Here is a 22,292-nt window from a genome sequence, read left to right as displayed (position 1 = left end):
TTTACAAGTCCAAAAGTTGAGCGACCACCGCAGCGGTCTGACCATGAGGCGTCTGCGATAACTTAGCGATATAAGGACGCTCCATCTTTCGGCCAGGTTCATCCAAGACTACTTGTCCGTGGAGAGCCGGATCGTGTTCGCAAAAGTTCACCGTGTAAGGTGAGCTTTGCGTTTGAAATGCGCCCACGAGCGAAGCGATCAACTCGCATAGCCCGCTGGCCACTCCAAGATTCCCCATTCCCCCCTGAACCGAGACCACAGGTAACTGGGGGCTGAGCTGACTGACCCCTTGAGCGAAAGCGGCATCGAGCTCCACCGAGCCACAAGCCCCGGTGTTGACGTGGTCAAGTTGTTCATGTGTGATATTGGCTCGTTCCAGTGCACAACGCAGCGCCGCGGAGATGGCCGAACTGCTTCCAGCGCGATACGAAGGTGGCTTGGCAAACGTACTTGCCACCGAAGATAGCTTGCCCAATGGCTTAACGCCGCGAGCAGCCGCATGGTCGGCTCGCTCCAGTATGATGCAGCCAGCGCCTTGACCTCGCGCCATGCCGATTCGATTCTTGTCGAAGGGTTTGACCGACGTGCTCGCATCAACGTCCTGATGAATGTAATGCTCCTTGGGGATCTGAAGCATGCGAGTTGGATTGACGTACGACGAACATGCGCCAACCACCACGACATCGGCCGCGTCGCGTTGCAGCACCAGGAAAGCTTCATGCAAGGCCATCAAGGCAGAGGTTTCATCGGTGGTGATCGTGTTGACCGGACCACGTGCATCGAGCGCGATACCAATGTGACATGCGGCCATGTTTGGCAATGATTTGAGCATCCACAATGGGTAGATATTCGACATGAATGGTGGCGCCCATTTGCGGTAATCGAATCCCGAATCATCCGAACACAATCGGACCAAATCACGCACTTCTTGAATCTCGCTGAAGACAATCTCGCCGCCAAAACAGACCGCTAAACGATCCGGGTTGACGGTACCATTTGTGATTCCGGCTTGCTGGCAAGCGGTCATGGCAGCGCCGAAAGCGAACTGGGTTTCTTCGCAGATCAGCTTGATAGTCTTGCGGGGTTGGACGAACTTTTTTGCGTCGAAATCTTTGACGGTCGAGCAATAAAAATGTTGCTGACCGACGGGTTCAGAGAGCGAAACTTGCTCTACCGCAGAGACGCCGGTCTCTAGAGACTTCCAATAAGCCTCTAAGGTCTGACCTAGAGGTGTCACGACTCCAGCGCCGGAAATGACAACCTCTTGATTTGTTCGCATAGGGATAGAATTGGCAGCAGCGTCAGGGAAGGAAATTCCAAAGTTGCAACCGCCGTCACGATTCTAAAATGTTGACTGGCGGCTACTGACGCGTCCAATGTAAGACTTTTTTCGACACGGTCAACTCAACAAGTTGGCACGCGTGCCCAGCTTCAAGCGTTATTTCAGTGTGGTCAAATCGCTGAGCCGGTTGGGTGTGGACATCGGCCCGCTTTCGACCTGATCGATTCGAATTCGGCTTTTCTTAAGCGGATCTCGCAATTCGACCAAAGTCACCAGAATGCCGAACTGCACAATTTCGCCGTGCTGATTGAAGAGTTTTCGATGCCAGTGGACTTCACCGTGCTTACGTCCGTGCGGTTTCAAATCGATCACTTCGGTCTCTACGGTCACGCTGTCGCCCACCAAAATAGGTTTGATGAACTTCCAAGAATGAACGTCCAAAAGGGCCGCGGTTCGCATCCGCGGCCGCTCGGAGGACAAACCTGCAAGAATCGATAGTCCAAGCAAACCGTGGGCGATGACCTGGCGAAAGGGTGTATTCGCTGCGAATTCCGGGTCTACGTGAATCGGTGTATGGTCGCCAGTCAGACTAGCAAAGCCCTGGATGTCATGCTGCGTAATAATACGCGAGTCGCTGGTCCATTTCTGACCAATACTCAAATCTTCGAAGGCGAGCAATTCCATGTCGACCATGACGGGTCCAGCCTCTCAGACAAAATTACACTGGGATCGATGCAAAAGTTCTAAGACCGGAAAGTGGCATTCACTTTTCAGAGGTCTAGAAGTGGACAATTTAATAGCGTTTGCGATTCCAACGCAAGACCGATGAAGCACAAGTGCATTGAGATTCGACGTATTCGCGGGTTTCGGTCGCTTTAGGTGAGTTAGGAAAAATTTGACAGGCCCCCAAATCCCACGCCCCTAGCCAAGATCCTTTTTCCAAGAAGTGGATAATACGGAAACTGAGTACAATTCCAGCATGGCAGTCGCATCGACAATCTGCCCGTACATTAACCCGTTTGCAACTGACACCGTCCACTGCGGGTAGTCGCGTGCGACCAAGTCCACGCGATCCCCTGGCTGCAACTGCCCAGGCTCCAGAACTCGCATATACCAGCCAGTGTAGCCGCACTCGGACACCCATTTGACCATGCGATGTTCCTTCAAGTGGGCGGCTAACTTCAGGCATGGTTGCCGAGGTTGCGAAACTTCCAGCAAGCAAGATCCGATGGCTAGGCGGTCACCGATGCATACGTTGGCTTCGTCCAGTCCAGCGAAGGTCAAGTTCTCGCCGAACGCGCCCGGCCCCAATTCTCGACCTAGACGCTCTGACCAATACGCATAGTGTTGGCCACTGTAAGCCAAAACCGCTTTGTCGATCCCCCCATGCAAACGTTTGTCCGCTTGAGCATCGCCCACCACGCCAAGCGTTGTCAATTGCTGCGGGCCAGCGACCGGTCGCTTGGCAATCGCCGAACGCATGATGCGAACACTGCTGTTGGACTTGACGGGAATCTCCAAGTCCTCGACTTGGCCGACCTGAATAGACTGTACCCTGGCGTCGTTTGGCAGTGTCATGAAGCGTTCATCTCCGATTGCCCATGAGTTAGGAAAACGGTTTTAGTAAGGCAGCTTCGCCTCAGGGTCCAAAGCCTCGTCCAGCATGCGATCAAAGATCTGCGAAACGCTTTGGTAGCGAGTCTCTTCATTGAGTTTAAACTCGCGACGATCCAACATTTGTTCGGCTCGCTGCATATAGCTAATGACATCGGCATGCGTGATTTCGGGCCGGAGCACTAACCGCATCGACTTGGATTCTTGCGTGGCCAAGTTCTGGAGAAGGAATCCCAAATCTTCCATGTTGATTTGATACATCGAACACGCTTGCAACAAACGGTCGCTCGTAAGTTTCAATTGCTCTCGTTCGGCATCGGTAAATTCGTCATTGCTTTCGGCAAAGGCAATGGTCTGCTCGACCACAGCCCACTGCAGTATGGGATTTTGAGTCACGCGTGTTCGGATACGAGCCAACTGCCGATCATCAATTTCGCCCCGTTCGATTTGGGAACTCAGCAGCGTCAGACGCTCGACAATCCGATTTTTGTCGGTCTCGGTAAGTTCGGATTGTTCCACCCAGGGAATAAGTTGCGTTTGAATGGCTTGGATCGCCATTTCATTCTGTTTACCAAACAACAAATAAGCGGCGATGGCCATTCCGATCGCAAATATGACACAGCCAAAAATCATCACGACCCCACAAGCAGGTCCAAGCGAGACGTTTTCGGGCTTCGCTTGGTCGGATGGTAGATTGGGATTGTTTGGTTCTTTTTTGGCCATGTTCGATTTTTATTCGCCTAACTCGATCGACAAAACTTCGTAGCGCAGCACGCCCCGCGGGACTTGGATTTGCACGACATCGCCGACTTTTTTGCCCATCAACGCCGATCCGATTGGGCTGGTGGTCAAAATCTTCCCGGTGTCGTAATCCTCATCGCCCGCACCGACCATGGTGTACTCTTCTTCATCTTGGTAGTCCAAGTCCTTCACTTTGACCTTGGACCCAAAGACGATCTGATCCTTGGGCAGTGTACTGACATCGACAATATGTGCATTGGCTAGTTTTGCCCGCAGAGCGTTAATCTTTGCCTGCAACATGCCCTGATTTTCACGTTGAGCGTGGTATTCCGCGTTTTCCTTGAGATCCCCTTCGGCTCGAGCTTCCGCGATCTTTTCGGCGATCAGCGGCATTTCCTCGTTCTCCATCCGATCGATTTCAGCTTTCATACGATTGTAAGCTTCCCTGGTCATTGGGACGTAATCAGGCATAACTCTTTCTCGCTCGGGATAGGATTTTGGGAAAAGAAAAATGCGATTGCCTGGGCGGCTGCCCAAGCGGATCGCACTTCTGAGTAGAACCAATTTCAATTGTGATAGGCAGTATTGTTGGACAAACCGCAGATATTGTCAACGGATTGCGACGCTTGCGCTAGCTTACGGCTTGGCTTTTGGATCAGTTCTGGTCATAATCGGCGGTTTTCGGCAGACTCCCACACCTCTGGCATTTTTCCAACGATTTGCCGCGGTTAAGAATGCCATCGAATTACAGTTAAGCTTGCTGCAGAAATGCGGAAGTCGGCTAGCCCTTTCGTCCAACTCTCTCTCGATATGCGTCCTTACACCCAGATTAGTTTTGTTGCCATCGTTGCCTTAGTTGTCCTGCGCGTGGCCGTCGGTTGGCACTTTTTTCAAGAAGGAGCATCCAAGGTCCGTGAGGGAAATTTCTCCTCCGCCGGCTTCCTTGGCGCGGCCGTTGGCCCGATGGCTCCATTCTTTCATTCTCTGATACCTGATCACGACGGGTCACTGCGCACCGACGAATCGAAACTGTTTGAGAAAATCGATCAGTACGCTTCGCAGGCAGCACGATCTTACGCGATGAATGACGCTCAAAAGAAGCAGCTCGCCGCCGCCGTAGACCAGACCAAAGCCTCAATTCGAACGACTTACAGTGGCTACAGTAAGGAACTGACCGAATACCGAAACGGCTTTGAGCGAATCGAGAAGATGAAAAAGGACAAAGCTCGCGCGGGGACCGAATCCCTCGCAGCTCAACAAGCTTCCATCGAGACCGAGTGGAAAGGCAAAGTCAAGCCTGTACTCAAGGATGTCGATGCCGCTTTGGGCTTGTTGGTGGCAAACACATCGCGGATCGTGACTCCAGAACAGCGTGCTCGAGCGGGCGTCGTGAAGGTAAACTTGGGTGACGAAGGTTTGATCAAAAACTCAACTGTGGATCGAATCATTCCAATTTTCGATATGACGGTTGGGATTCTGCTGGTGATCGGCTTGCTCACACCTGTGGCAGGTATTGCTGCAGGCTTGTTTCTAGTGTCCGTCGTTCTCACACAATTCCCCGGTGCGACAGGCGCTCAACCGACGTACTATCAAGCGATTGAAGCGGCCGCATGCTTCGTGCTCGCATTCGCAGACGCTGGCCGTTACGCGGGACTCGACTTTATACCATGGTCGTTTTGGCAAAGTCGGAAACCAGCAGCGGCAGGCAACAAATCTTCCGTTGCGACCGTATAGATAAATAGCTGTGCGATCCAACGGTCATTTTTAGTTCCTCAACTACAATACAAAACTCACTCACTCAAACATTATTTATCGAACGAAGGGCCTCTGATATGGACCAGCTTTCCCCAGAAGAAAAGGTTGTTGGCAAGGACAACTTTGACGAAGCCGTTGGCTTTACTCGACGCGAATTCCTCCAAGGCGTTGTTGCCGCCGGTGCTGTATCCGGTGCCGGCCTAGGAGCCATGTACTTCGGTTACAGCAAAGTTGCTGACCCTGTCCGCGTTGGCGTGATCGGCGTCGGCGATGAAGGCAACGTTTTGCTGGGCGGTTGCTCACCAGACTATGTTCAAGTCGTTGCGATCGCTGATGTCCGTCCATCTTCCATTCACCGCGCGTTCTACGGCGACTGGTCTAGCCCTGCGGCCACGTCGGCTCGCCCCGGCTTGATCGCAAAAGCTGGCTACTCTTCCTACGAAGAAGCTCGCAAGAACGTCAAAGTCTACGAAGGCAAGTCGGCGATTGGCGACCTGCTGAACGACGACGCCGTCGAAGCAATCATCATCGCCCTGCCGTTGCACCTGCATGCACCGATCGCGGTTCAGGCGATGCTCAAGAAGAAGCATGTGCTAACCGAAAAACTGATGGCTCACAATGTTGCACAGTGCAAAGTGATGTCACGAATCGCCGACGAAGAGGGCCTGCACTTAGCGACCGGGCACCAACGCCATTACAGCGTGCTATACGATAACGCCGTGCATTTGATCCGTTGGGGGTTGCTAGGCCAACTCCACCACATTCGAGCCCAATGGCACCGTGGCAATCTGCCCGGCAACGACTCCTGGGCTCCTCCGATCCCAGGCGGTGAAATCGGTCCCAAAGGCGACAAGATCGATACGATTGCCAAACAGCTTAAGAGTTTTGAAAATCAACTGAAGGGTGCTACTTCGGCAGCGGATCTCGAGTTGCTGCAAAAGAAGGTGATGCAGTGGGAAGCTTGGTCGAGAGACAAAGACATCGACGCAGAGGAATTGGGATATATCTCCAAGACGCTTGCCTCAGGCCGCGAACGCAGCGCGATGGAAGAGTTGATTCGTTGGCGATTGTGGGACCGCACCGGCGGCGGCTTGATGGCCGAACTGGGCTCGCACCAACTGGACGCTGCCAGCATCTTCTGCAGTGCGCTAAGGAAAGATGGCAGCAAGGCGCACCCCATTACCGTGCATGCGGTTGGCGGTCGTCATATTTTCCCACATGATCGCGATGCGGAAGATCACGTTTATTGCCAATTCGAGTTCCCCGGACCAGAGTACGACGGAAAATTCGACGTCGGATACCCAACGCTCAAAGGCGGCAACGTGATCGACCCTTACACGGTCGATCCTAATAAGAAGATTGTCGTTACGTATTCGTCAATCAATGGAAACGGCTTTGGCGGCTATGGCGAAGTCGTCATGGGTACCAAGGGCACGATGATTCTTGAAAAAGAACAAGAAGTGATGCTGTATGCAGGCTCCGACACCAGCGCCACCGCTGGCGTGAAGCCCGCTGGCGGCGGCTATGCTCTTGATACGCAAGCCAGCGGTGGAGCGGCAGCGCCTGTCGCCAAGGCTGCCGCATCGACCGGGCCAATAAGCCGTGGTTACACCGAAGAAATTGAACATTGGGCCTATTGCATCCGCAATCCAGCTCCAGAAAACAAGCCTCGCTGCTATCCAAAGGTAGCCATGGGCGATGCCGTGATCGCACTGACAACCAACGTCGCTATCCAGAAAAACATGCGTGGCGAACCAGGCTATGTCAAGTTCGAGGAATCCTGGTTCGAGATTGATTCCGACGACACGCCAGACGGCAGCGATTGCAAGAAGGAACGAGAAAACCTTCTAAGCTGGAAGGTCTAAGCGTTTCTCGACAACTTGCTTCATTATCCTTGATCCAAGAGCGTTGTGGCTATTCCACAACGCTCTTGCTCTAGGTACACACATCGTGCAGTCATTTGAGTGTACAATCCCGTGCTTCAGCGAGATCGTTGCTCTCACGCGTTGGACACCGACAGCCTTGAGATTTTCGGTCCCATTTTCGATTTCCAAAGCGTCCGACATGTTAGCTGCGCAGGTTTTGGGCTGCGTTTATTATGCGAGTGAATGGCAAGTTTTTCACAATTGGTTTTGCGTTAGTTACAGCGGCGATTCTCGCGTTCGGACTGGCAATCCATTCCCGCCATAATGCGATTGCCGCCATCGTGCAGCAGCAGCGGTCCGCATGGCCGAAAACCGCAGAAGCAATCGAACCCGCGTTGGTGGCAGTGGATAGTGCGATTCGAACTTCATCGGACGACAATCGATCCATCTGGCAAGCAGAACGGTTCGATTATCAATCCTCCACCGTGTATGACAAACAAGCTCCCAAACTTGCAAGTTTAACACGATTAGTCATGGCATTTAAAAACATGACCAAAGGAAAAGGATCGACGATCAGCGACGAAAGCAAAGAGCGCATCCAGGCTTTTATCGAACTGGATAAGAGCAGAGATGACCTTTACAAAGACGCTCTTGGGATCGTGACATCGAGAGTGCTGTTCCTGAACTATCCACCAGCGATTCATGACACGCTGGAGTTTTATTGCGAGTAAGGCTTGTTGGCAATCGCTCGCCAATTGACGATTGATTTACTGCCCACGTGTTGCTTCCGTGACCGCCTACTTTTGGTTAGCTGGCCGCAACCGTTGCGCGTGCAAACGTTTGCAATCGCTCCACAGCAACCTGGTCACTGAGGTGGCATATCCATCGCTGCAGTTCCGCTAACAACACCTCACGGTCCTCGGCCAGTGTCGCCAGATGATCCATGTGGGGATAGTATTTTGTTTGGATGTTTGCGTGCCCACTCAAGCTGGGAAACATATCGGCGAATTGCTTTTCATAACTGTAGTAGTCGATGACACCACCTGTATAAATCAACTGAAATTGGACATCGCGATTGATCAGGTTGCGAAGCTGCATTTCGGCCTGCGATTGCTCCGGAAACTCACGGATGTCTTGCCCAAATGGCATCGTTTGCGATTGGGTACTTCTGCGGCCTGAGATACTTTTGCATAAGGCCAACCATTTGGACGCTCGCAACATCTTCGGAAGCTGCTTCTTCAAAAACCAGTTTAGATAAAACTGCTTCGTGCGATAGCCAAGTCCATCCAGCATCGACATACCAACAATGCGGCTATCGTTTTGCGCAATAGCGAGTGCATCGTCTGCACCAGAGCACAATCCGAACAAGACAAATTTTTGGATTCCATGCTCACTTTGCATCCAGTCCATCGCTTCGACCGCCTCCTGCGTCGCACGCTGCAGCGAACTTCCGGCTGTGCCGACTGCTAGACTTTCACCAATCCCTGATAGGTCATAACGCAGCGAAGAGATGCCGGAGTTTGCGAGTCGCCGAGCTAACTGCACGTGCAAACGCATCGGCCCAACGTGATGCAACATACCCGGTGTCAGTATCAGTACCGCCAGCGGGGAAGGCTGAGCGAACGTGGGACCACAATAAGTCCCAACGAGGTTTTCATATTTTCCAAAGACTACGGTAGTTTCCATCTTAGTTCTGGGTTCCATTAAGCAGATCGATGACCATTCGATACAATTGGGGTGACGCGAATGCCGCATTGGTAAAGCTATAGTCGTTCCAAAGAATCTCGTCATGAATATCCTGGAAATTCCAATCGCGTCGGAATGTGTTTCGCAATGCCTCCGAATCGTCGCCCTTGCTGGATAGAATCCAGTTCGATTTGGCTTTGGTCAGTGAAACAACGCTACTGCGGCCTAGATTCAGACTTGATACGCCTTCGATCAGTCGCTTGGGCCATGCGTACCCTAACATTTCGGTAGGCGAGGAAGTTCGCACGGTAAGGTACTTGGTTAAGCTGGTAAGTTCCAACGCGTGAAAACGCTGCAGCATACGGTAGTAAGCGTCGCCTTCGATGACAGGATCCCAACCAATCAACGTTTGTAGATTCTCGATCCTTGCATGCAGGGAAAGTGTCGCGCCCAATCTTACTCCTAGGACGGAAACCGATTCAAACCCCATTTGCTCGCGTACGGCAGTTACAACCGAGCGAATGTCTGTTGTAAATTGATTCACTGTCAACTCGTCGAAGTCTCCGTCGGAGTTGCCCGTACCTGCAAAATCAAAGCGAATGGCATCGTACCCCTGCTTGGATAGCTGGACCGCCAACTGTTGCAAATTGCGATGCGCCCGAGCGTACTCATGCCCCAACGATGGCACCAGCACGACCGCGTGTTGTTTGCGTTGCGACTGGCGTCCTTCATTGCTCGCACCATTTGGCTGATAATGAATAGCGTGTAGTCGACAGCCGCCGCTAAGGACATCAAAAGGACGTATGCGAGGCAGTTGAGTTCGAAGTTGCTGACATGCTTGGTCGATGTCTTCAGCGCTGGAGTTTCCGACAGACATTCGGTCGATGTGCCTGGCCAAGGTCGCAATTGTTGGATTGGCAAAGAAGTCGCGCACTGGTATCGCGAAGGACAGTTTACTTGCAATTTGTGCGATAACACGGGTCACCAGCAACGAACTGCCGCCTAGCAAAAAGAAATCATCATGCACACCGATTTTGGATACGTTGAGCACTCTTTCAAAGATGGCAGCCAGTTCCTTCTCAAGTTGCGTGGAGGCTTGCTGGGCTATTCCGACGTGCGCAATTTCTGCGGTGGACGGCGGCGGCAGGGCCGCGCGATCGATTTTTCCATTGATGGTCTTTGGCATGTTATCAAGGAAAACATACCGAGCAGGCACCATGTAGGCAGGCAACCGAGCACGTAAGAAATCGGCGATTGCGGATGCGGTCGGTCGTTGGCATTGAGCGACGATGTAAGCCACTAAGTATTTTTGGCCGGCGACTTCATCACAAATTACCAGCGATTCGCGAATGTCTGTGTTCTGGTGGATCACCGCTTCGATTTCACCTGGTTCGATGCGGTAGGAGCCGATCTTCATCTGATGGTCAACTCGGCCGGAAAACTCGATATCACCCGATGGCAACCAACGTGCTAGATCGCCGGTCCGATACAACCGGCGATATGTTGTCTCTCCCGGCAATTGCACTTGAACAAATGCTTTTTCGGTAAGGTCTGGACGATCCAAATATCCGCGAGCCAGTGCAGGCCCACCAATGAATAAGTGTCCGGTTGCTCCGTCGCCTACGGGCACCATCTGCTCATCCAGGATAAAGGCATCGTAACCCATGAGCGGTTTTCCAATCGGCATTTGCGGCTGGTCCCAATCCTCCGGCGGAATGAAGACCGTACAAGTTACCGTAGTCTCGGTTGGACCGTATGCGTTACACCAAAGCAATGGCCCGTCACATAGACTTTGCCAGCGACGATAATGCTCAACGGAAATCTTTTCTCCCGTCACGATCACCAGTCGCAGTGAACTTGGCACTCGGACTTTGGCCGCCAGCATCAGATCGATCCATTCGTTCCAGTATGCCGTGGCGATATGCAACGCAGTGATGGAATTCGATACGATCAAATCCGACAACTCAATTGCCGCGGTGGAACGCACGCGAGGGCGAACCACTACGGTACTGCCGACTAGCAGCGGTGGATAGATTTCTTCAATTGCGACATCAAAGTTCAAGGTGGAAAATTGCAATGTCCTATCGTCTGCGGTCAATTGATAGATGTCGACATCAGCAAAGCAATACGTCAGCAAACTGAGATGTTCAATTTGCACTCCTTTAGGCTTACCAGTCGAACCCGAAGTGTACATGACATAAGCGAGCCAGTTAGGTCCAATTGGCAAATGCAGATTTTCGATCGACGCACGCCATAGCTCATCGGAGTCGGGGTTAACAATTTCAATCGCCGCGTCGATGTTACCGTCAAATAGTTGCCGGTAGTTTTCATCGCATAGAATGAAACGAATGCGTGCGTGATCTACGATGTAAGCCAACCGTTCGGCCGGAAATTCCGGGTCCAGGGGCACAAAAGCGCAGCCTGATTTCAGGATGCCCAGCATTGCTACGATCGCAGTTGTCGAGCGGTCTAAGCATATGCCGATCCGATCTTCCCGTTCAAATCCTCGTTCGACAAGATAGCGTGCGAGTTGGTTAGCCCGCGAATTCAGCTCGCCGTATGTAGTTGTTTGACCTTCGAAGACGACAGCAGCAGAATCGGGCGTCCGACTCACTTGCTCTTCAAAGCGGCTTAAGAACGTGTCTTGGCCTACAGTTTTTTCCAGTGTTGCAAGGTTGCTACACACGTTATCTGCCAACCTTTCGGTTTGAAAGGCCAGCTCAGAGTGTTTAGCGTCGAACAGGTTAGTCACAGATGCCATTAGAGACAGCTCTTAAAATTAAGATTGGATAAGTTTTCGACTTGATTTCAAAGACTACTAATAGTGCCAACGGCACTGATTTGCCATTCGCTTTGAGTAAGCGTCGGAATGACTGATGGATGACGATTTTGCTGCTGCACAACAGCTTCGATCGATTGGTGCAGCAACTTTAATCCGTGCATGATCTCATGCTGATCAGAAGTCAACGGCGGCAATAATTTAATGACTTGGTCATGTGCGCCAGAGGTCTCAATCACTAGCCCACGTTCGAAAGCTTCTTTGCAAACATGGGAAGCAATATTTTTCTTGCCAGTATCAATTCCCCACACCAAACCCCGTCCGCGAACGTCGACGATGTAGTCAGGGAACTCAAGTTGCCATTGTTTCAATCGAGCTTCCATCAAATCGCTTGAGGATTTAATGTGCGCCGTCAGGTCACTGTCCCGCCACAGTTCTAGTAGCGCGCGGCAGGCGACGAACGCCAAGTTGTTGCCTCGAAAGGTTCCTGTATGTTGCCCAGGTTTCCATTGATCCAACTCTCGCTGAATCAACAGCAGAGACATCGGCAAACCTCCACCAATCGCTTTGGATAAGCAAACGAGATCCGGCTTGATTCCTGCAGGCTCGAAGGAGAAAAAGCTTCCTGTACGACCATTACCTACCTGAATGTCGTCGATGATCAACAGAATATCGTTCTTGCGACAAATCTGCTCAATACTTTGCAGCCAACGGTTCGAGGCGACATTGATTCCACCTTCGCCTTGGACGGTCTCCAAGATTACTGCAGCCGGTAGAGGCAGGCCGCTGCTGGGATCGCTCAACATCTTCTCTAGCACGATCGACGTATCTTGATTGTCCAGATAACCGTCGAACGGAAGATGTGAAACATTACTTCGGGCTCCATAGCAGACATCGTGATAGTATTGATTTCCCGTCAACGCTAAAGCCCCCAAGGAGTGACCGTGGTAAGCATTGGTGAAGGCCACAATGTGAGAACGTTGTTTGACTTTGCGAGCGAGTTTGATCGCCGCTTCTACGCAGTTCGCACCGGTCGGGCCTGTGAACTGAACTTTAAAGTCCAACCCGCGTGGTTTAAAGATGATTTCATCCAAGGCCAACAATAAATCTTGTTTGGCTTTCGTACCCATGTCCAATCCATGCATGATCCCATCGCGAGATAGATAGTCGATCAACGCCGCTTTCACGCGAGGATGGTTATGCCCGTAGTTGAGAGTGCCTGCGCCGGCGAAAAAATCCAGATACCGACGCCCTTGCGTATCGGTCAACCAACTGCCGGAAGCCGATTCAAAGACAGTTGGAAAGGATCGAATATATCCCCGAATATTGGATTCCAACCTGTCGAATACACTTAGGTCCACTTGCACACCTCAAAAATCAAGAAACGCAGAATCGTCTCATGGAACTTAGGTTTTGGGCTGTGAAAGTTCCTCGTTGAACATAAAAATCACGTGCAATTCCTAGGTTGCCGCATCCGAATAATGCTCGTGATCAGATCAATCGTTACAACAGGAGCTATCCGGCCTCGGACTATGGCGCGCGGGTGTCAGCCGATCAGACGGAAAAGCGTGCGAATCACCTGGCGGCAGCGACGGGCTGGATTTTTCGATATTGGGTGACAACAGGGCAGTCGTTCGGATAGCATGTTGAAATTCCTTCAGTTTTTTGAGCATCTAAGGAGATTGGATGAGTCTCGCACTAATTGTTTTGTTGCCGATCTTAGGAGCAATTCTACCTGCGTTGATGATCCGATCTGGACGAACGGCGGCTTCTATCACCGCAGCGTCCCTCACGGTACTCTCGCTCGCCATTCTATTGACAAACACCCCAGAAGCAGTTCGTGGAGAGACCGTCCAGGCTTCATGGCCGTGGTTATCCGCGGTAGGTTTGAACGTAAGCTTTTTCGTGGATGGATTAGGTTTACTGCTGGCAGGTTTGATTCTCAGCATTGGATTGCTGGTCATTCTTTACGCTAGATTTTATTTATCCCCATCCGACGCAATGGGGAACTTTCTTGCTTATCTGTTGTTGTTTCAGGGCGCGATGGTCGGCGTTGTCTTGTCGAACAACATCTTGCTCATGTCGATCTTCTGGGAGCTAACGAGTCTATCTTCATTTTTGCTGATTGGATTCAAGTACAAGTATGCCGAGGGACGCCAGGGGGCACGCATGGCGTTGACGATTACTGCGGGCGGCGGACTTTCGTTGCTGGCAGGCTTCTTGTTGCTGGGAAGTGTGGCTGGCACATACGAACTGACGGAGATTTTTGCGAGAAGCCAACAAGTCCAAGACTCTCCGTATTACTTGGCGATATTGATATTGATCTTGATTGGTTGCTTTACGAAAAGCGCGCAGTTCCCATTCCATTTTTGGTTGCCGCATGCGATGGCCGCACCGACGCCAGTGTCAGCCTATTTGCACTCGGCCACGATGGTGAAGGCTGGTGTATTCTTGATGGCTCGACTGTGGCCAATACTTTCCGGTACGCCCGAATGGTTCTCGATTGTGACCTCAGTAGGACTAGTAACGATGCTCGTTGCGGCGATCATCGCTTTGTTCCAAGACGACCTGAAGAGCATCCTGGCTTATTCCACGATCAGTCACTTAGGTATGCTGACGATGCTGCTGGGTTTGAATAGCCAACTGGCCGTCGTGGCTTGTATCTTTCATATTGTGAACCACGCAGTCTTTAAGGCGTCGTTGTTCATGAATGCAGGGATTGTTGACCATGAAGTGGGTACACGCGACATTCAAAAGCTAGGTGGACTGGCCGTTCTTATGCCTGTGACCACATTTATGGCATCGATCGCAGCGCTTTCGATGGCCGGAGCTCCGCCATTCAACGGATTTATATCCAAAGAGATGATGCTGGAGGAAGTGGTCCATGCGCAATGGCTAGGCAACGGCTGGGCATTGCCTGCCGTAGTAACATTGGCTTCCGTATTTTCGGTTGCTTACTCGCTGCGTTATCTGTTCTTCACTTATTATGGCCAGCAGCGTAGTGATTATCCCAAAGTTCCTCATGACCCCAAACGCGGCCTGTGGCTGTCGCCAATGTTTCTGGTGCTATGGGTAATCTTGATCGGACTGTTTCCTGAAACTTGGGCAGGGCCAATGGTCAGGATGGCTAGTGCATCGGTACTACAAGGTGCGGTTCCTGAATTTCATTTGTCGCTATGGCACGGCTGGACCATACCGCTTTATTTATCGATCGTTGCATTTGCAATTGGTACCATTGTCCTATTCAATTACCGCCACCAGCGATGGATATGGAAGACGCTGGCTGTGATTCCGGCCAAGCAAGTTTTTGACCGAGTTGTAGAAACCGTAGTAGGCTGTTCGGCCAGGGCTGGAACATGGTTGTTCAATGGATCCTTGCATCGCTATCTGTCGGCCGTTATATGCACCGCCGCTGTTTTAGGGGTTACCGCGTTTCTTGGGTCCTCGTATGAGTCCGGTACCAAGCCACCGTTGCCGCTCAATCCGGTGATGTTTATCGGTTGGCTGCTCATCGTCGGCGCGTGCGGTTTGGTAGTTGCAAAGCATCGCGATCGTTTGGTTGCATTGATCACGGTCAACGTAATTGGGCTAGTCAGCGCTGTAGCTTTTGTTTATTTGTCCGCACCCGACTTGGCATTGACCCAGATTTCTGTCGAAGTCGTGACCTTGATTCTGATGCTACTAGCTTTGTATTTCTTGCCTAAACAGTCGCTGGTCGACTCCAGCCATGGACGCAAACTCAGAGACGCAGCACTTGCTGGCGTGGTTGGAATTGCAGTCGGCGCAATATGTTGGGCAATGATGAGTCGCGAGGGGAACTCAATTTCATCCTATTACCTCCAGCAATCGGTTCCAGGGGGGGGAGGAGCGAACGTCGTCAATGTGATCCTGGTCGATTTCCGTGGATTTGATACCTTTGGGGAAATTACAGTGCTTGGTATCGCGGCCATTGCAATTCACGCCATGATCAATGGAATGCTCCATGGCAAACTCAGGAAGCGGCTGGCCAAATGGACAACCGAGACTCGCAAATCGCCGAATCGACATCCGCTTTTTATGGTGGTGATCACGCGCTTGATGCTACCTTTAGCACTGATGGTTGCCGCGTTTATCTTCCTACGTGGACACCAGCTTCCTGGCGGTGGATTCATCGGTGCACTGGTGGTCGCAATTGCTTTGATAATGCAGTACATGGCCAGCGGCTTCGGATGGGCAGAAAAGCAGGTGCGGTTTGATTATCACGCGTTGATTGGCGGCGGTGGGCTGATTGCTGCAGCCACTGGAATTGGATCGATGGTCTTGGGGAAACCATTTTTGACCAGTGGTCATACTCATGTTCACTTTCCGATCATCGGCGATATCGAATTGGCGAGTGCGACTGCGTTTGATTTAGGCGTATTCCTGACCGTAGTGGGCGGGGTGATGTTGGCACTCGCAAATTTCTCAAATCTTGGGCGGATGACGGCAAGAGAGACGATTAATGAGCAGCCGATGGACTTCAATCCAACGGGGCCATCTCCTACCAAAGAAAGCTTCACGACCACCCTAGCAGATAGTTCTAGGACTGCCAGCGAATTACAGCCCAAGGACACGTAAATAGGGTCTCCCGAACGTGCTGCGTATAAAGCTCGTTGCCAAGTCCCATTCATTGAGAATCAGATTCAATTGCATCTTAGAAAGAACTTCATGGAAATACTCATTGCAACAGCCGTAGGCGCTATGACTGCGGCTGGAATATTTTTGATACTTCGCTCGCGTTCCTTCTCCATCGTCTTAGGGCTGACACTGTTGACCTATGCAACCAACTTTTTCATTTTTGCCAGTGGACGTTTAAAGACCAACCAGCCAGATATCATTGTGGCAGCGCAAACGAACTATGCCGATCCTTTGCCGCAAGCTTTAGTCCTGACCGCGATTGTGATCTCATTTGGGATGACCGCAATCATTTTGGTGATGTCGGTGAGAAGTTACTTTGAAACTGACAGCGACGAGGTGAGCTTGCTGGGGCCTGAATCGAACATAGCGAGGGACCGCGGATGAATCATTGGTTGGTATTGCCCATACTGTTGCCAGCGGTCGTTGCGCCCTTGCTGTTACTGGCGGTGCGACACGACATTGTTTTGGGACGGATTTTCTCCATCGGATCGATGCTGGCTACGCTGGGACTTGCGATATTGCACCTTGTACTGGCCAGCGATGGTAGCGTTCGGACGTACTCCCTAGGGAACTGGCCGTCACCGTTTGGCATTGTACTTGTCATGGATCAACTCACTGCTGTGATGCTGGTGCTTACGGCCTTGGTTGCGTTGATAGTTTTGCTTTACTCACTCCATGGATGGGATGAGCGTGGGCAGCATTTCCATCCGTTGGTGCAATTCCAGGTCATGGGGATTAATGGAGCATTCTTGACGGGTGACTTGTTTAATCTGTTTGTTTTCTTCGAAGTGTTGCTGATTGCTTCGTACGGATTAATGGTGCACGGCGGTGGTGCCGCAAGGATGCGAGCCGGAGTACAATTCGTGGTTGTAAACTTGGTCGGATCGACCATTTTTCTCTTGGCCCTGGCCATGATCTACAGCGTCAGTGGAACGTTGAACTTGGCGGACCTCTATGCCAAATGCGATGCGATACCGGCCGGTGACAAAGCGATCTTCAACGTCGGTGTGATGCTGCTGTGGGTGGTTTTCGCGTTGAAAAGCGCGTTCTTCCCTTTGAACTTTTGGTTGCCAGCCACCTATGCAAATGCTCCTGGACCGGTGGCAGCGTTATTCTCCATCACGACCAAAGTTGGCGTTTATTCTATCTTTCGTGTGTATGAACTATCGGCCTCGTTCTTGTTCGAAAGCCAATACGGTTACTTGGTCATTAATCTGTTTGCAATTGCAGCGTTAGTGACGATCTTGATCGGAGGTATTGGCGTCTTAGGGGCATCCAGTCTGGGTCAGCAAGCAAGCTTTATGGCAATTAGCTCGATGGGTCTAATTATGATTTCCGTAGCCTATCCAAGCTTGGCCATGAGAGTGGCGGGATTCTACTACATCATCCATTCGACGCTGGCGATGACGGCCCTATTCTTAGTAGTTGACTTCCTGATCACACACCGCAAGTCGTATGGAGATTCACTGGAAGTCAGCCCAAGCTTTCGTTATCAAGCAATGACCGGTGGTCTTTTTTTCATCGCTGCCATTGCGGTGGCAGGCCTGCCGCCACTCTCCGGTTTCCTCGGAAAGCTATTGTTTATGCAGGGCATTAAAGCGTTTCATGTATTCCCGATCTTTTGGATCGCAATATTGGTTTCAAGCTTGATGATTCTCGTTGGCTTAAGCCGCAGTGGAAGCATGTTGTTTTGGAAGAGTGGCTCCGAGAAAGAGGCCTTGGAAGGAAACTCTGCAACGGAAAAATTTTCTTCTGAACACGTCGAGCGCGAAAGGCGTTCTGCAACAATCGCGCCGATCACGGCGATCTCGATTACCTTCGCTTTATTGATTGCGATTACCTTTTTTGCGGGCGTACTGACCGACCATGCGGAACGGACTACTTTGCAGTATTTGAACACCGCGCAGAACATACAGGCGGTTTTGAAAGGAGGCGAGTAACTATGGCTAAATCTCGTTGGGTTGTTTTTGCAGAGTTCGTCAAACGCCAACTGCAAGAGTGGTTGCCGCATCCATTGATGACATTAGTACTCATCATGCTTTGGATTGCGCTTGAAAATAGCGTCAGCTATGGGAACCTGCTGCTGGCCTTTGTGCTGGGCATCATGATCCCGATTTACACAGGTCACTTTTGGCCTGACCGTCCTAAGATTCGCAGTCCATTTTTGGCGGTCTATTTCATCTTTATTCTGCTCATTGATATTGCGATCGCGAATGCACAAGTAGCGTATTTAATTCTTTTAAAACCGGCCGCTCTTCTACGCAGTCGCTGGATTAGCATGCCTTTAGATTTGCAAACACCAGAAGCGATTACAGCATTGATGGCGACGATTACTTTGACCCCTGGCACGGTCAGCAGCGACTTGTCAGCCGATGGACGGTTTCTACTGATCCATTGTCTGGACCTTGAAAGCCCTGAAGTAATGATTGACAGAATCAAGAACCGTTACGAAAAGAGATTAAAGGCGATCTTCCCATGATTGATAATGCGCTTGTATTTGCTTTTTCGGCTGTCTCCATCGCACTGCTGTTGAATCTATGGCGTTTGGCGGTGGGTCCCACGCAACTCGATCGCGTTTTGGCCGGTGACACCATGGTCATCAACACGATCGCGTTGATCATTCTGTATGGCATCCAGCAGGACACGACGCTCTATTTTGAGTCCGCGCTGCTACTAGCCATGTTCAGTTTCATTTCCACAGTAGCTTACTGTCGATTTATTCTGCGTGGCGACATCATTGAATAGAACGACTGTACCAACTTCCTCGATCGACTGATACCATGAACAATATCATAGAAAACTTGGTTGCATTCCATATCGTCTTGGGTGCGTTCTTCATTCTGGTAGGTTCTGTAGGCATCATCAAACTGCCTGGACTGATGGAGCGTCTGCATGCACCTTCCAAAGCGACTACGCTGGGAGTGGGAGGGTGCTTAATCGCGTCGATGATCCAACTTTGGGGAAAAGAAGGAGTAATCTCCATGCAGGAAATCTTAATCACCGTTTTTCTTTTCATCACAGCCCCCGTGACGGCACATTTCCTGGCAAAGGCCTATATCCATCTGCATTTGAGATCCCCGTCCCAGCTTCCACAGCCTGCTTCCGAAAGCAACTGGAGCACGCTGGAACCTTCGACTCAGCCCTGCGAAGAAACCTATCAGACGGACAGCTAAGTAGCGGGGCAACGAAGCTTGAGGAAAAAAGCGAGCTTAGCAAATCTGCAAGCCCCGATTCAGGTTATACTTGGAGCAGTATGATCATGGCCCAGAGCGGTTCTTTACCGTCGGTTACCCCTATCGTGTCCGACGCTATCGAGCCTATTGCCAAACATGAATTGAATCTTCGAAATCGGAGCTAGTTTCAGCATGCGTTGTTTTTCCTTTATCGTAACCTGCTTCGCCATCTGCTTTGCAAATCTAGCCGCAAGTTTGTCCTCCCCTGCCATACTGACCGCACAAGAATCGACGCCGGTCATAAGCCTGCGACTGGAAAATTCCGACCCAAAATCGCCCGCCATTTATGTCGGCGATCAATTGATCACTCAGTACCTCCCGGAATCAAACACAAAACCAGTTTTCTACCCTTTGCAAACGGTGCGTGGCAACCGTGTCAATCGCAACTATCCGCTTACAGATGCTCTGCCATTTGAGAAAAGTGACCACCCACACCATCGGTCGTTCTGGTTTAGCTTCGGCAACATCAACGGAGTGGATTACTGGTCGGAAGAAGCAGAAGCCAAGCAAGGCTACATCATCAGTTCTGACGTTTCCACCAAGACCGACAAAAACGGTATTGTTTTGGAAGCCGACTGGGAATGGCTGAATGCCGACCAAGTGCTACAGGCCAATTCAAACCAAGTTTTCCGCTTTACCCTCGTCGATCAAGTGGTTCATTTTGAAACGACAATTCGATTAACAGCAACTCACGGCGACCTGCGTTTTGGAGACACAAAAGAAGGCGCTTTTGCTGTGCGAGTCGGCGAATTAATGAAGGTCGATGCAAAAAAGGGGGGGCACATTCAAAATGACATTGGACACCAGGACGATGCGACTTGGGGAAAAGCTGCGCGTTGGGTCCAATACACTGGACCGGCACAAAGGAACGTCGGGCCAGTCACTAATACGCAAGAACTGGAAACCGCCGGAGTGACAATGCTGGTCCACCCCGCCAGTTTTGGTTATCCTGGACGCTGGCACGTGCGAACCTATGGACTATTTGCTCACAATCCCTTCGGCATGCACGATTTCGTTGTCAGTCAACCCGCTATGGACGATCTGGAGAAAGGTCGCATGGGTGGATTTACCCTGAAACAAGGCGATGAGATTTTCCTTCGCTATTTAGTTTTATTGCATGATGGATCGCTGGAATCTCAGCGACTGGAATCCATCTGGAAAGAGTTTGCGAACAGGTAATACGTTGGACGATAAAGCAGATTATATTCGCGTCAAATGCCCGACATGCGACAAGCGTTTGAAGGTTCCGCCGAAACTGCTGGGCAAATCGGTGGCTTGCCCAAGCTGCTCTTCGCGATTTCCTGTAGTGCAGGAATCTGCTCCCGAGCCGAACAAAGCACCCTTGGTATCGAACAACGATTCGCAAGACGACGACTTTAAGTTCATGGACGATGCGCCTTCAACCCAACCGGTGAAGAAAAGTAGTCTCCTGGGCGATTTAGACTTGTCCGAATTCGACCTGACGGAAGTCAAACCCACAGCCAAAGCCAACGATTTTGCCAAAAGCGAACTGGATGCAATTTCTGCGGCTCTCCGCGCTGCCGAAAGTGTCGACGAAGAGTTCCGCTTTTCATGCAAAGTCTGCGGAACGGCAATGTATGCCAAGACCAGCGAGATCGGCAATATGGCACGCTGCCCAGATTGTTACGCAGAATTCTCCATCCCCCGGCCAATGCCTCGCCCTGCCGCCAAAAAAGCAGCTTCGCCACCTCGCGCCGATGATGGAGCTGATGTCTCGTTCAAAGAGACAGCGGTCGATGCCGCACGTGATCAGAAGCGAAACAAGAATCAAGCGGACGAGTTTCTGCGTCGCGCCGAGCAGGACTTGGAGAAAGACGAGTCAACACAAAAATTTGAATCCTACGATTTCGATACCTATGGCGCTTTCCAAAAAGCCTTTGGCTTCCTAAGTGATCCCGCCGTGTGGGTCGTCGCTGCCATCCCTGGGCTATTTCTGGGCATTACGTTTGTCGTCGCACTTCTGATCCAAAGTAAGGCTGGCAGCGCCAATGCACAACTAGGGTTTGTCGGGAGCACGCTCGTTTTAGTTTTGTTCGGTTTGCCGCTTCTGGCTAGCACACTGGTCAACGGCTTAGCAGTTTTGGAGACCTCCGCCAATAAACAACGTCGCGTCAGTCAATGGCCTATGTACAACATGGGCGACGCCATCGGCGATGTGATTATGCTGTTGATCGTTCTAGCCTTCGCGGCGGTACCAGGCGGTGTCCTGGGTTGGGCCACTGCGAGCATGGGTTTCCCGCTGATGGTCAGTTTAGGCGTTACACTGGTGAGTGCCTGGTTCCTGTTCCCCATTCTCCTGTTAGGCGTTTTAGACAACGGAGCGGTGATGCAACCCTACAGCGCCGAAGTGATCGGATCGATGAAACCACGGGGAGATTCGTGGGCAGCAATGTATCTCTGGAATGCCCTGGCAATGCTCTTGCTGTTTGGCTTGCTGACTTTTGTGATTGGGAAAGGAACCCCGCTGACAATCCTTGGTTCTATACTAATACCGTTCATTGTTTACTTTGCCTTTCGCCAAATAGGAAACTTGGCTGCTGCCATATCCGATGTCACCGATCTGAATTTTGACGAGGAAGAGGCACTTGAAAAAGACGATGTCGCTGATCCAGTAAAGGAACTTCATCGCACGAACTGAACCTTTAGCCATCGCAGACCAT

19 protein-coding genes are annotated in these 22,292 nt (G+C 51.2%); 11 read left to right on the top strand and 8 right to left on the bottom strand.

Annotation, left to right across the window (positions count from 1 at the left end):
- Position 1: 1 nt before the first annotated feature.
- From SH302x_RS05740 to greA, 5 genes are all read right to left on the bottom strand, one after another.
- Positions 2–1,279 carry a beta-ketoacyl-[acyl-carrier-protein] synthase family protein gene (locus SH302x_RS05740; RefSeq protein ID WP_479367773.1) on the bottom strand — a complete coding sequence of 426 codons (1,278 nt, stop codon included), beginning with the start codon at positions 1,277–1,279 and terminating at the stop codon, positions 2–4.
- A 159-nt stretch (positions 1,280–1,438) separates the two neighbouring features.
- Positions 1,439–1,975 carry a MaoC family dehydratase gene (locus SH302x_RS05735; RefSeq protein ID WP_479367772.1) on the bottom strand — a complete coding sequence of 179 codons (537 nt, stop codon included), beginning with the start codon at positions 1,973–1,975 and terminating at the stop codon, positions 1,439–1,441.
- A gap of 228 nt (positions 1,976–2,203) precedes the next feature.
- A complete protein-coding gene (locus SH302x_RS05730) occupies positions 2,204–2,860 on the bottom strand; it encodes an MOSC domain-containing protein (protein WP_479367771.1) in 657 nt (218 codons plus the stop codon).
- Positions 2,861–2,902: 42 nt separating this feature from the next.
- Positions 2,903–3,619, bottom strand: coding sequence for a hypothetical protein (locus SH302x_RS05725; RefSeq protein ID WP_479367770.1), 717 nt, complete (start codon positions 3,617–3,619; stop codon positions 2,903–2,905).
- A 9-nt stretch (positions 3,620–3,628) separates the two neighbouring features.
- The gene (gene greA / locus SH302x_RS05720; protein ID WP_479367769.1) at positions 3,629–4,108 is read right to left on the bottom strand and encodes a transcription elongation factor GreA; all 480 of its coding nucleotides are present in this window, start codon (positions 4,106–4,108) and stop codon (positions 3,629–3,631) included.
- A 297-nt stretch (positions 4,109–4,405) separates the two neighbouring features.
- Between greA and SH302x_RS05715 the strand changes: the two genes are divergently transcribed.
- From SH302x_RS05715 to SH302x_RS05705, 3 genes are all read left to right on the top strand, one after another.
- Positions 4,406–5,371, top strand: coding sequence for a hypothetical protein (locus SH302x_RS05715; protein ID WP_479367768.1), 966 nt, complete (start codon positions 4,406–4,408; stop codon positions 5,369–5,371).
- Between the two features lie 98 nt (positions 5,372–5,469).
- Entirely contained in the window at positions 5,470–7,257 is a 1,788-nt protein-coding gene (locus tag SH302x_RS05710; protein WP_479367767.1) for a Gfo/Idh/MocA family protein, read from the top strand.
- A gap of 239 nt (positions 7,258–7,496) precedes the next feature.
- Positions 7,497–7,988 carry a hypothetical protein gene (locus SH302x_RS05705; protein WP_479367766.1) on the top strand — a complete coding sequence of 164 codons (492 nt, stop codon included), beginning with the start codon at positions 7,497–7,499 and terminating at the stop codon, positions 7,986–7,988.
- A 76-nt stretch (positions 7,989–8,064) separates the two neighbouring features.
- Here SH302x_RS05705 and SH302x_RS05700 read toward each other — a convergent pair whose 3' ends face one another.
- The 3 genes from SH302x_RS05700 to ectB are packed head-to-tail and all read right to left on the bottom strand — an operon-like array spanning position 8,065 to position 13,083.
- Positions 8,065–8,943, bottom strand: a complete 879-nt coding sequence (locus SH302x_RS05700) for a serine aminopeptidase domain-containing protein (protein WP_479367765.1) — start codon at positions 8,941–8,943, stop codon at positions 8,065–8,067.
- Between the two features lies 1 nt (position 8,944).
- Positions 8,945–11,704 carry a non-ribosomal peptide synthetase gene (locus SH302x_RS05695; RefSeq protein ID WP_479367764.1) on the bottom strand — a complete coding sequence of 920 codons (2,760 nt, stop codon included), beginning with the start codon at positions 11,702–11,704 and terminating at the stop codon, positions 8,945–8,947.
- A gap of 47 nt (positions 11,705–11,751) precedes the next feature.
- The gene (ectB, locus tag SH302x_RS05690) at positions 11,752–13,083 is read right to left on the bottom strand and encodes a diaminobutyrate--2-oxoglutarate transaminase (protein ID WP_479367763.1); all 1,332 of its coding nucleotides are present in this window, start codon (positions 13,081–13,083) and stop codon (positions 11,752–11,754) included.
- 325 nt (positions 13,084–13,408) lie between these two features.
- Between ectB and SH302x_RS05685 the strand changes: the two genes are divergently transcribed.
- From SH302x_RS05685 to SH302x_RS05650, 8 genes are all read left to right on the top strand, one after another.
- Positions 13,409–16,318 carry a monovalent cation/H+ antiporter subunit A gene (locus SH302x_RS05685; protein ID WP_479367762.1) on the top strand — a complete coding sequence of 970 codons (2,910 nt, stop codon included), beginning with the start codon at positions 13,409–13,411 and terminating at the stop codon, positions 16,316–16,318.
- 90 nt (positions 16,319–16,408) lie between these two features.
- Positions 16,409–16,762, top strand: a complete 354-nt coding sequence (locus tag SH302x_RS05680) for a Na+/H+ antiporter subunit C (RefSeq protein ID WP_479367761.1) — start codon at positions 16,409–16,411, stop codon at positions 16,760–16,762.
- The gene (locus SH302x_RS05675; RefSeq protein WP_479367760.1) at positions 16,759–18,318 is read left to right on the top strand and encodes a monovalent cation/H+ antiporter subunit D; all 1,560 of its coding nucleotides are present in this window, start codon (positions 16,759–16,761) and stop codon (positions 18,316–18,318) included. Before SH302x_RS05680 ends, SH302x_RS05675 begins: the two co-directional genes overlap by 4 nt.
- A 2-nt stretch (positions 18,319–18,320) precedes the next feature.
- Positions 18,321–18,857, top strand: a complete 537-nt coding sequence (locus tag SH302x_RS05670; protein WP_479367759.1) for a Na+/H+ antiporter subunit E — start codon at positions 18,321–18,323, stop codon at positions 18,855–18,857.
- A complete protein-coding gene (locus SH302x_RS05665) occupies positions 18,854–19,123 on the top strand; it encodes a K+/H+ antiporter subunit F (protein WP_479367758.1) in 270 nt (89 codons plus the stop codon). The genes SH302x_RS05670 and SH302x_RS05665 overlap by 4 nt, the downstream gene beginning before the upstream one ends.
- Before the next feature lie 35 nt (positions 19,124–19,158).
- A complete protein-coding gene (locus SH302x_RS05660) occupies positions 19,159–19,551 on the top strand; it encodes a Na+/H+ antiporter subunit G (protein ID WP_479367757.1) in 393 nt (130 codons plus the stop codon).
- 192 nt (positions 19,552–19,743) lie between these two features.
- On the top strand, positions 19,744–20,790 hold the full coding sequence (locus tag SH302x_RS05655) for a DUF6807 domain-containing protein (protein ID WP_479367756.1): 1,047 nt from the start codon (positions 19,744–19,746) through the stop codon (positions 20,788–20,790).
- A complete protein-coding gene (locus SH302x_RS05650; RefSeq protein ID WP_479367755.1) occupies positions 20,729–22,270 on the top strand; it encodes a hypothetical protein in 1,542 nt (513 codons plus the stop codon). Before SH302x_RS05655 ends, SH302x_RS05650 begins: the two co-directional genes overlap by 62 nt.
- Positions 22,271–22,292 lie beyond the last annotated feature (22 nt).

This window comes from Njordella calcicola, assembly GCF_056494125.1.
This window is presented reverse-complemented; position numbering and strand designations above follow the sequence as displayed.

Bases quoted from the DNA above. Each gene is read 5' to 3' on its own strand.
- SH302x_RS05740 (WP_479367773.1), bottom strand. From the start codon at position 1,279: ATGCGAACAAATCAAGAGGTTGTCATTTCCGGCGCTGGAGTCGTGACA.
- SH302x_RS05735 (WP_479367772.1), bottom strand. From the start codon at position 1,975: ATGGTCGACATGGAATTGCTCGCCTTCGAAGATTTGAGTATTGGTCAG.
- SH302x_RS05730 (WP_479367771.1), bottom strand. From the start codon at position 2,860: ATGACACTGCCAAACGACGCCAGGGTACAGTCTATTCAGGTCGGCCAA.
- SH302x_RS05725 (WP_479367770.1), bottom strand. From the start codon at position 3,619: ATGGCCAAAAAAGAACCAAACAATCCCAATCTACCATCCGACCAAGCG.
- greA (WP_479367769.1), bottom strand. From the start codon at position 4,108: ATGCCTGATTACGTCCCAATGACCAGGGAAGCTTACAATCGTATGAAA.
- SH302x_RS05715 (WP_479367768.1), top strand. From the start codon at position 4,406: ATGCGGAAGTCGGCTAGCCCTTTCGTCCAACTCTCTCTCGATATGCGT.
- SH302x_RS05710 (WP_479367767.1), top strand. From the start codon at position 5,470: ATGGACCAGCTTTCCCCAGAAGAAAAGGTTGTTGGCAAGGACAACTTT.
- SH302x_RS05700 (WP_479367765.1), bottom strand. From the start codon at position 8,943: ATGGAAACTACCGTAGTCTTTGGAAAATATGAAAACCTCGTTGGGACT.
- SH302x_RS05695 (WP_479367764.1), bottom strand. From the start codon at position 11,704: ATGGCATCTGTGACTAACCTGTTCGACGCTAAACACTCTGAGCTGGCC.
- SH302x_RS05685 (WP_479367762.1), top strand. From the start codon at position 13,409: ATGAGTCTCGCACTAATTGTTTTGTTGCCGATCTTAGGAGCAATTCTA.
- SH302x_RS05680 (WP_479367761.1), top strand. From the start codon at position 16,409: ATGGAAATACTCATTGCAACAGCCGTAGGCGCTATGACTGCGGCTGGA.
- SH302x_RS05675 (WP_479367760.1), top strand. From the start codon at position 16,759: ATGAATCATTGGTTGGTATTGCCCATACTGTTGCCAGCGGTCGTTGCG.
- SH302x_RS05670 (WP_479367759.1), top strand. From the start codon at position 18,321: ATGGCTAAATCTCGTTGGGTTGTTTTTGCAGAGTTCGTCAAACGCCAA.
- SH302x_RS05665 (WP_479367758.1), top strand. From the start codon at position 18,854: ATGATTGATAATGCGCTTGTATTTGCTTTTTCGGCTGTCTCCATCGCA.
- SH302x_RS05660 (WP_479367757.1), top strand. From the start codon at position 19,159: ATGAACAATATCATAGAAAACTTGGTTGCATTCCATATCGTCTTGGGT.
- SH302x_RS05655 (WP_479367756.1), top strand. From the start codon at position 19,744: ATGCGTTGTTTTTCCTTTATCGTAACCTGCTTCGCCATCTGCTTTGCA.
- SH302x_RS05650 (WP_479367755.1), top strand. From the start codon at position 20,729: ATGATGGATCGCTGGAATCTCAGCGACTGGAATCCATCTGGAAAGAGT.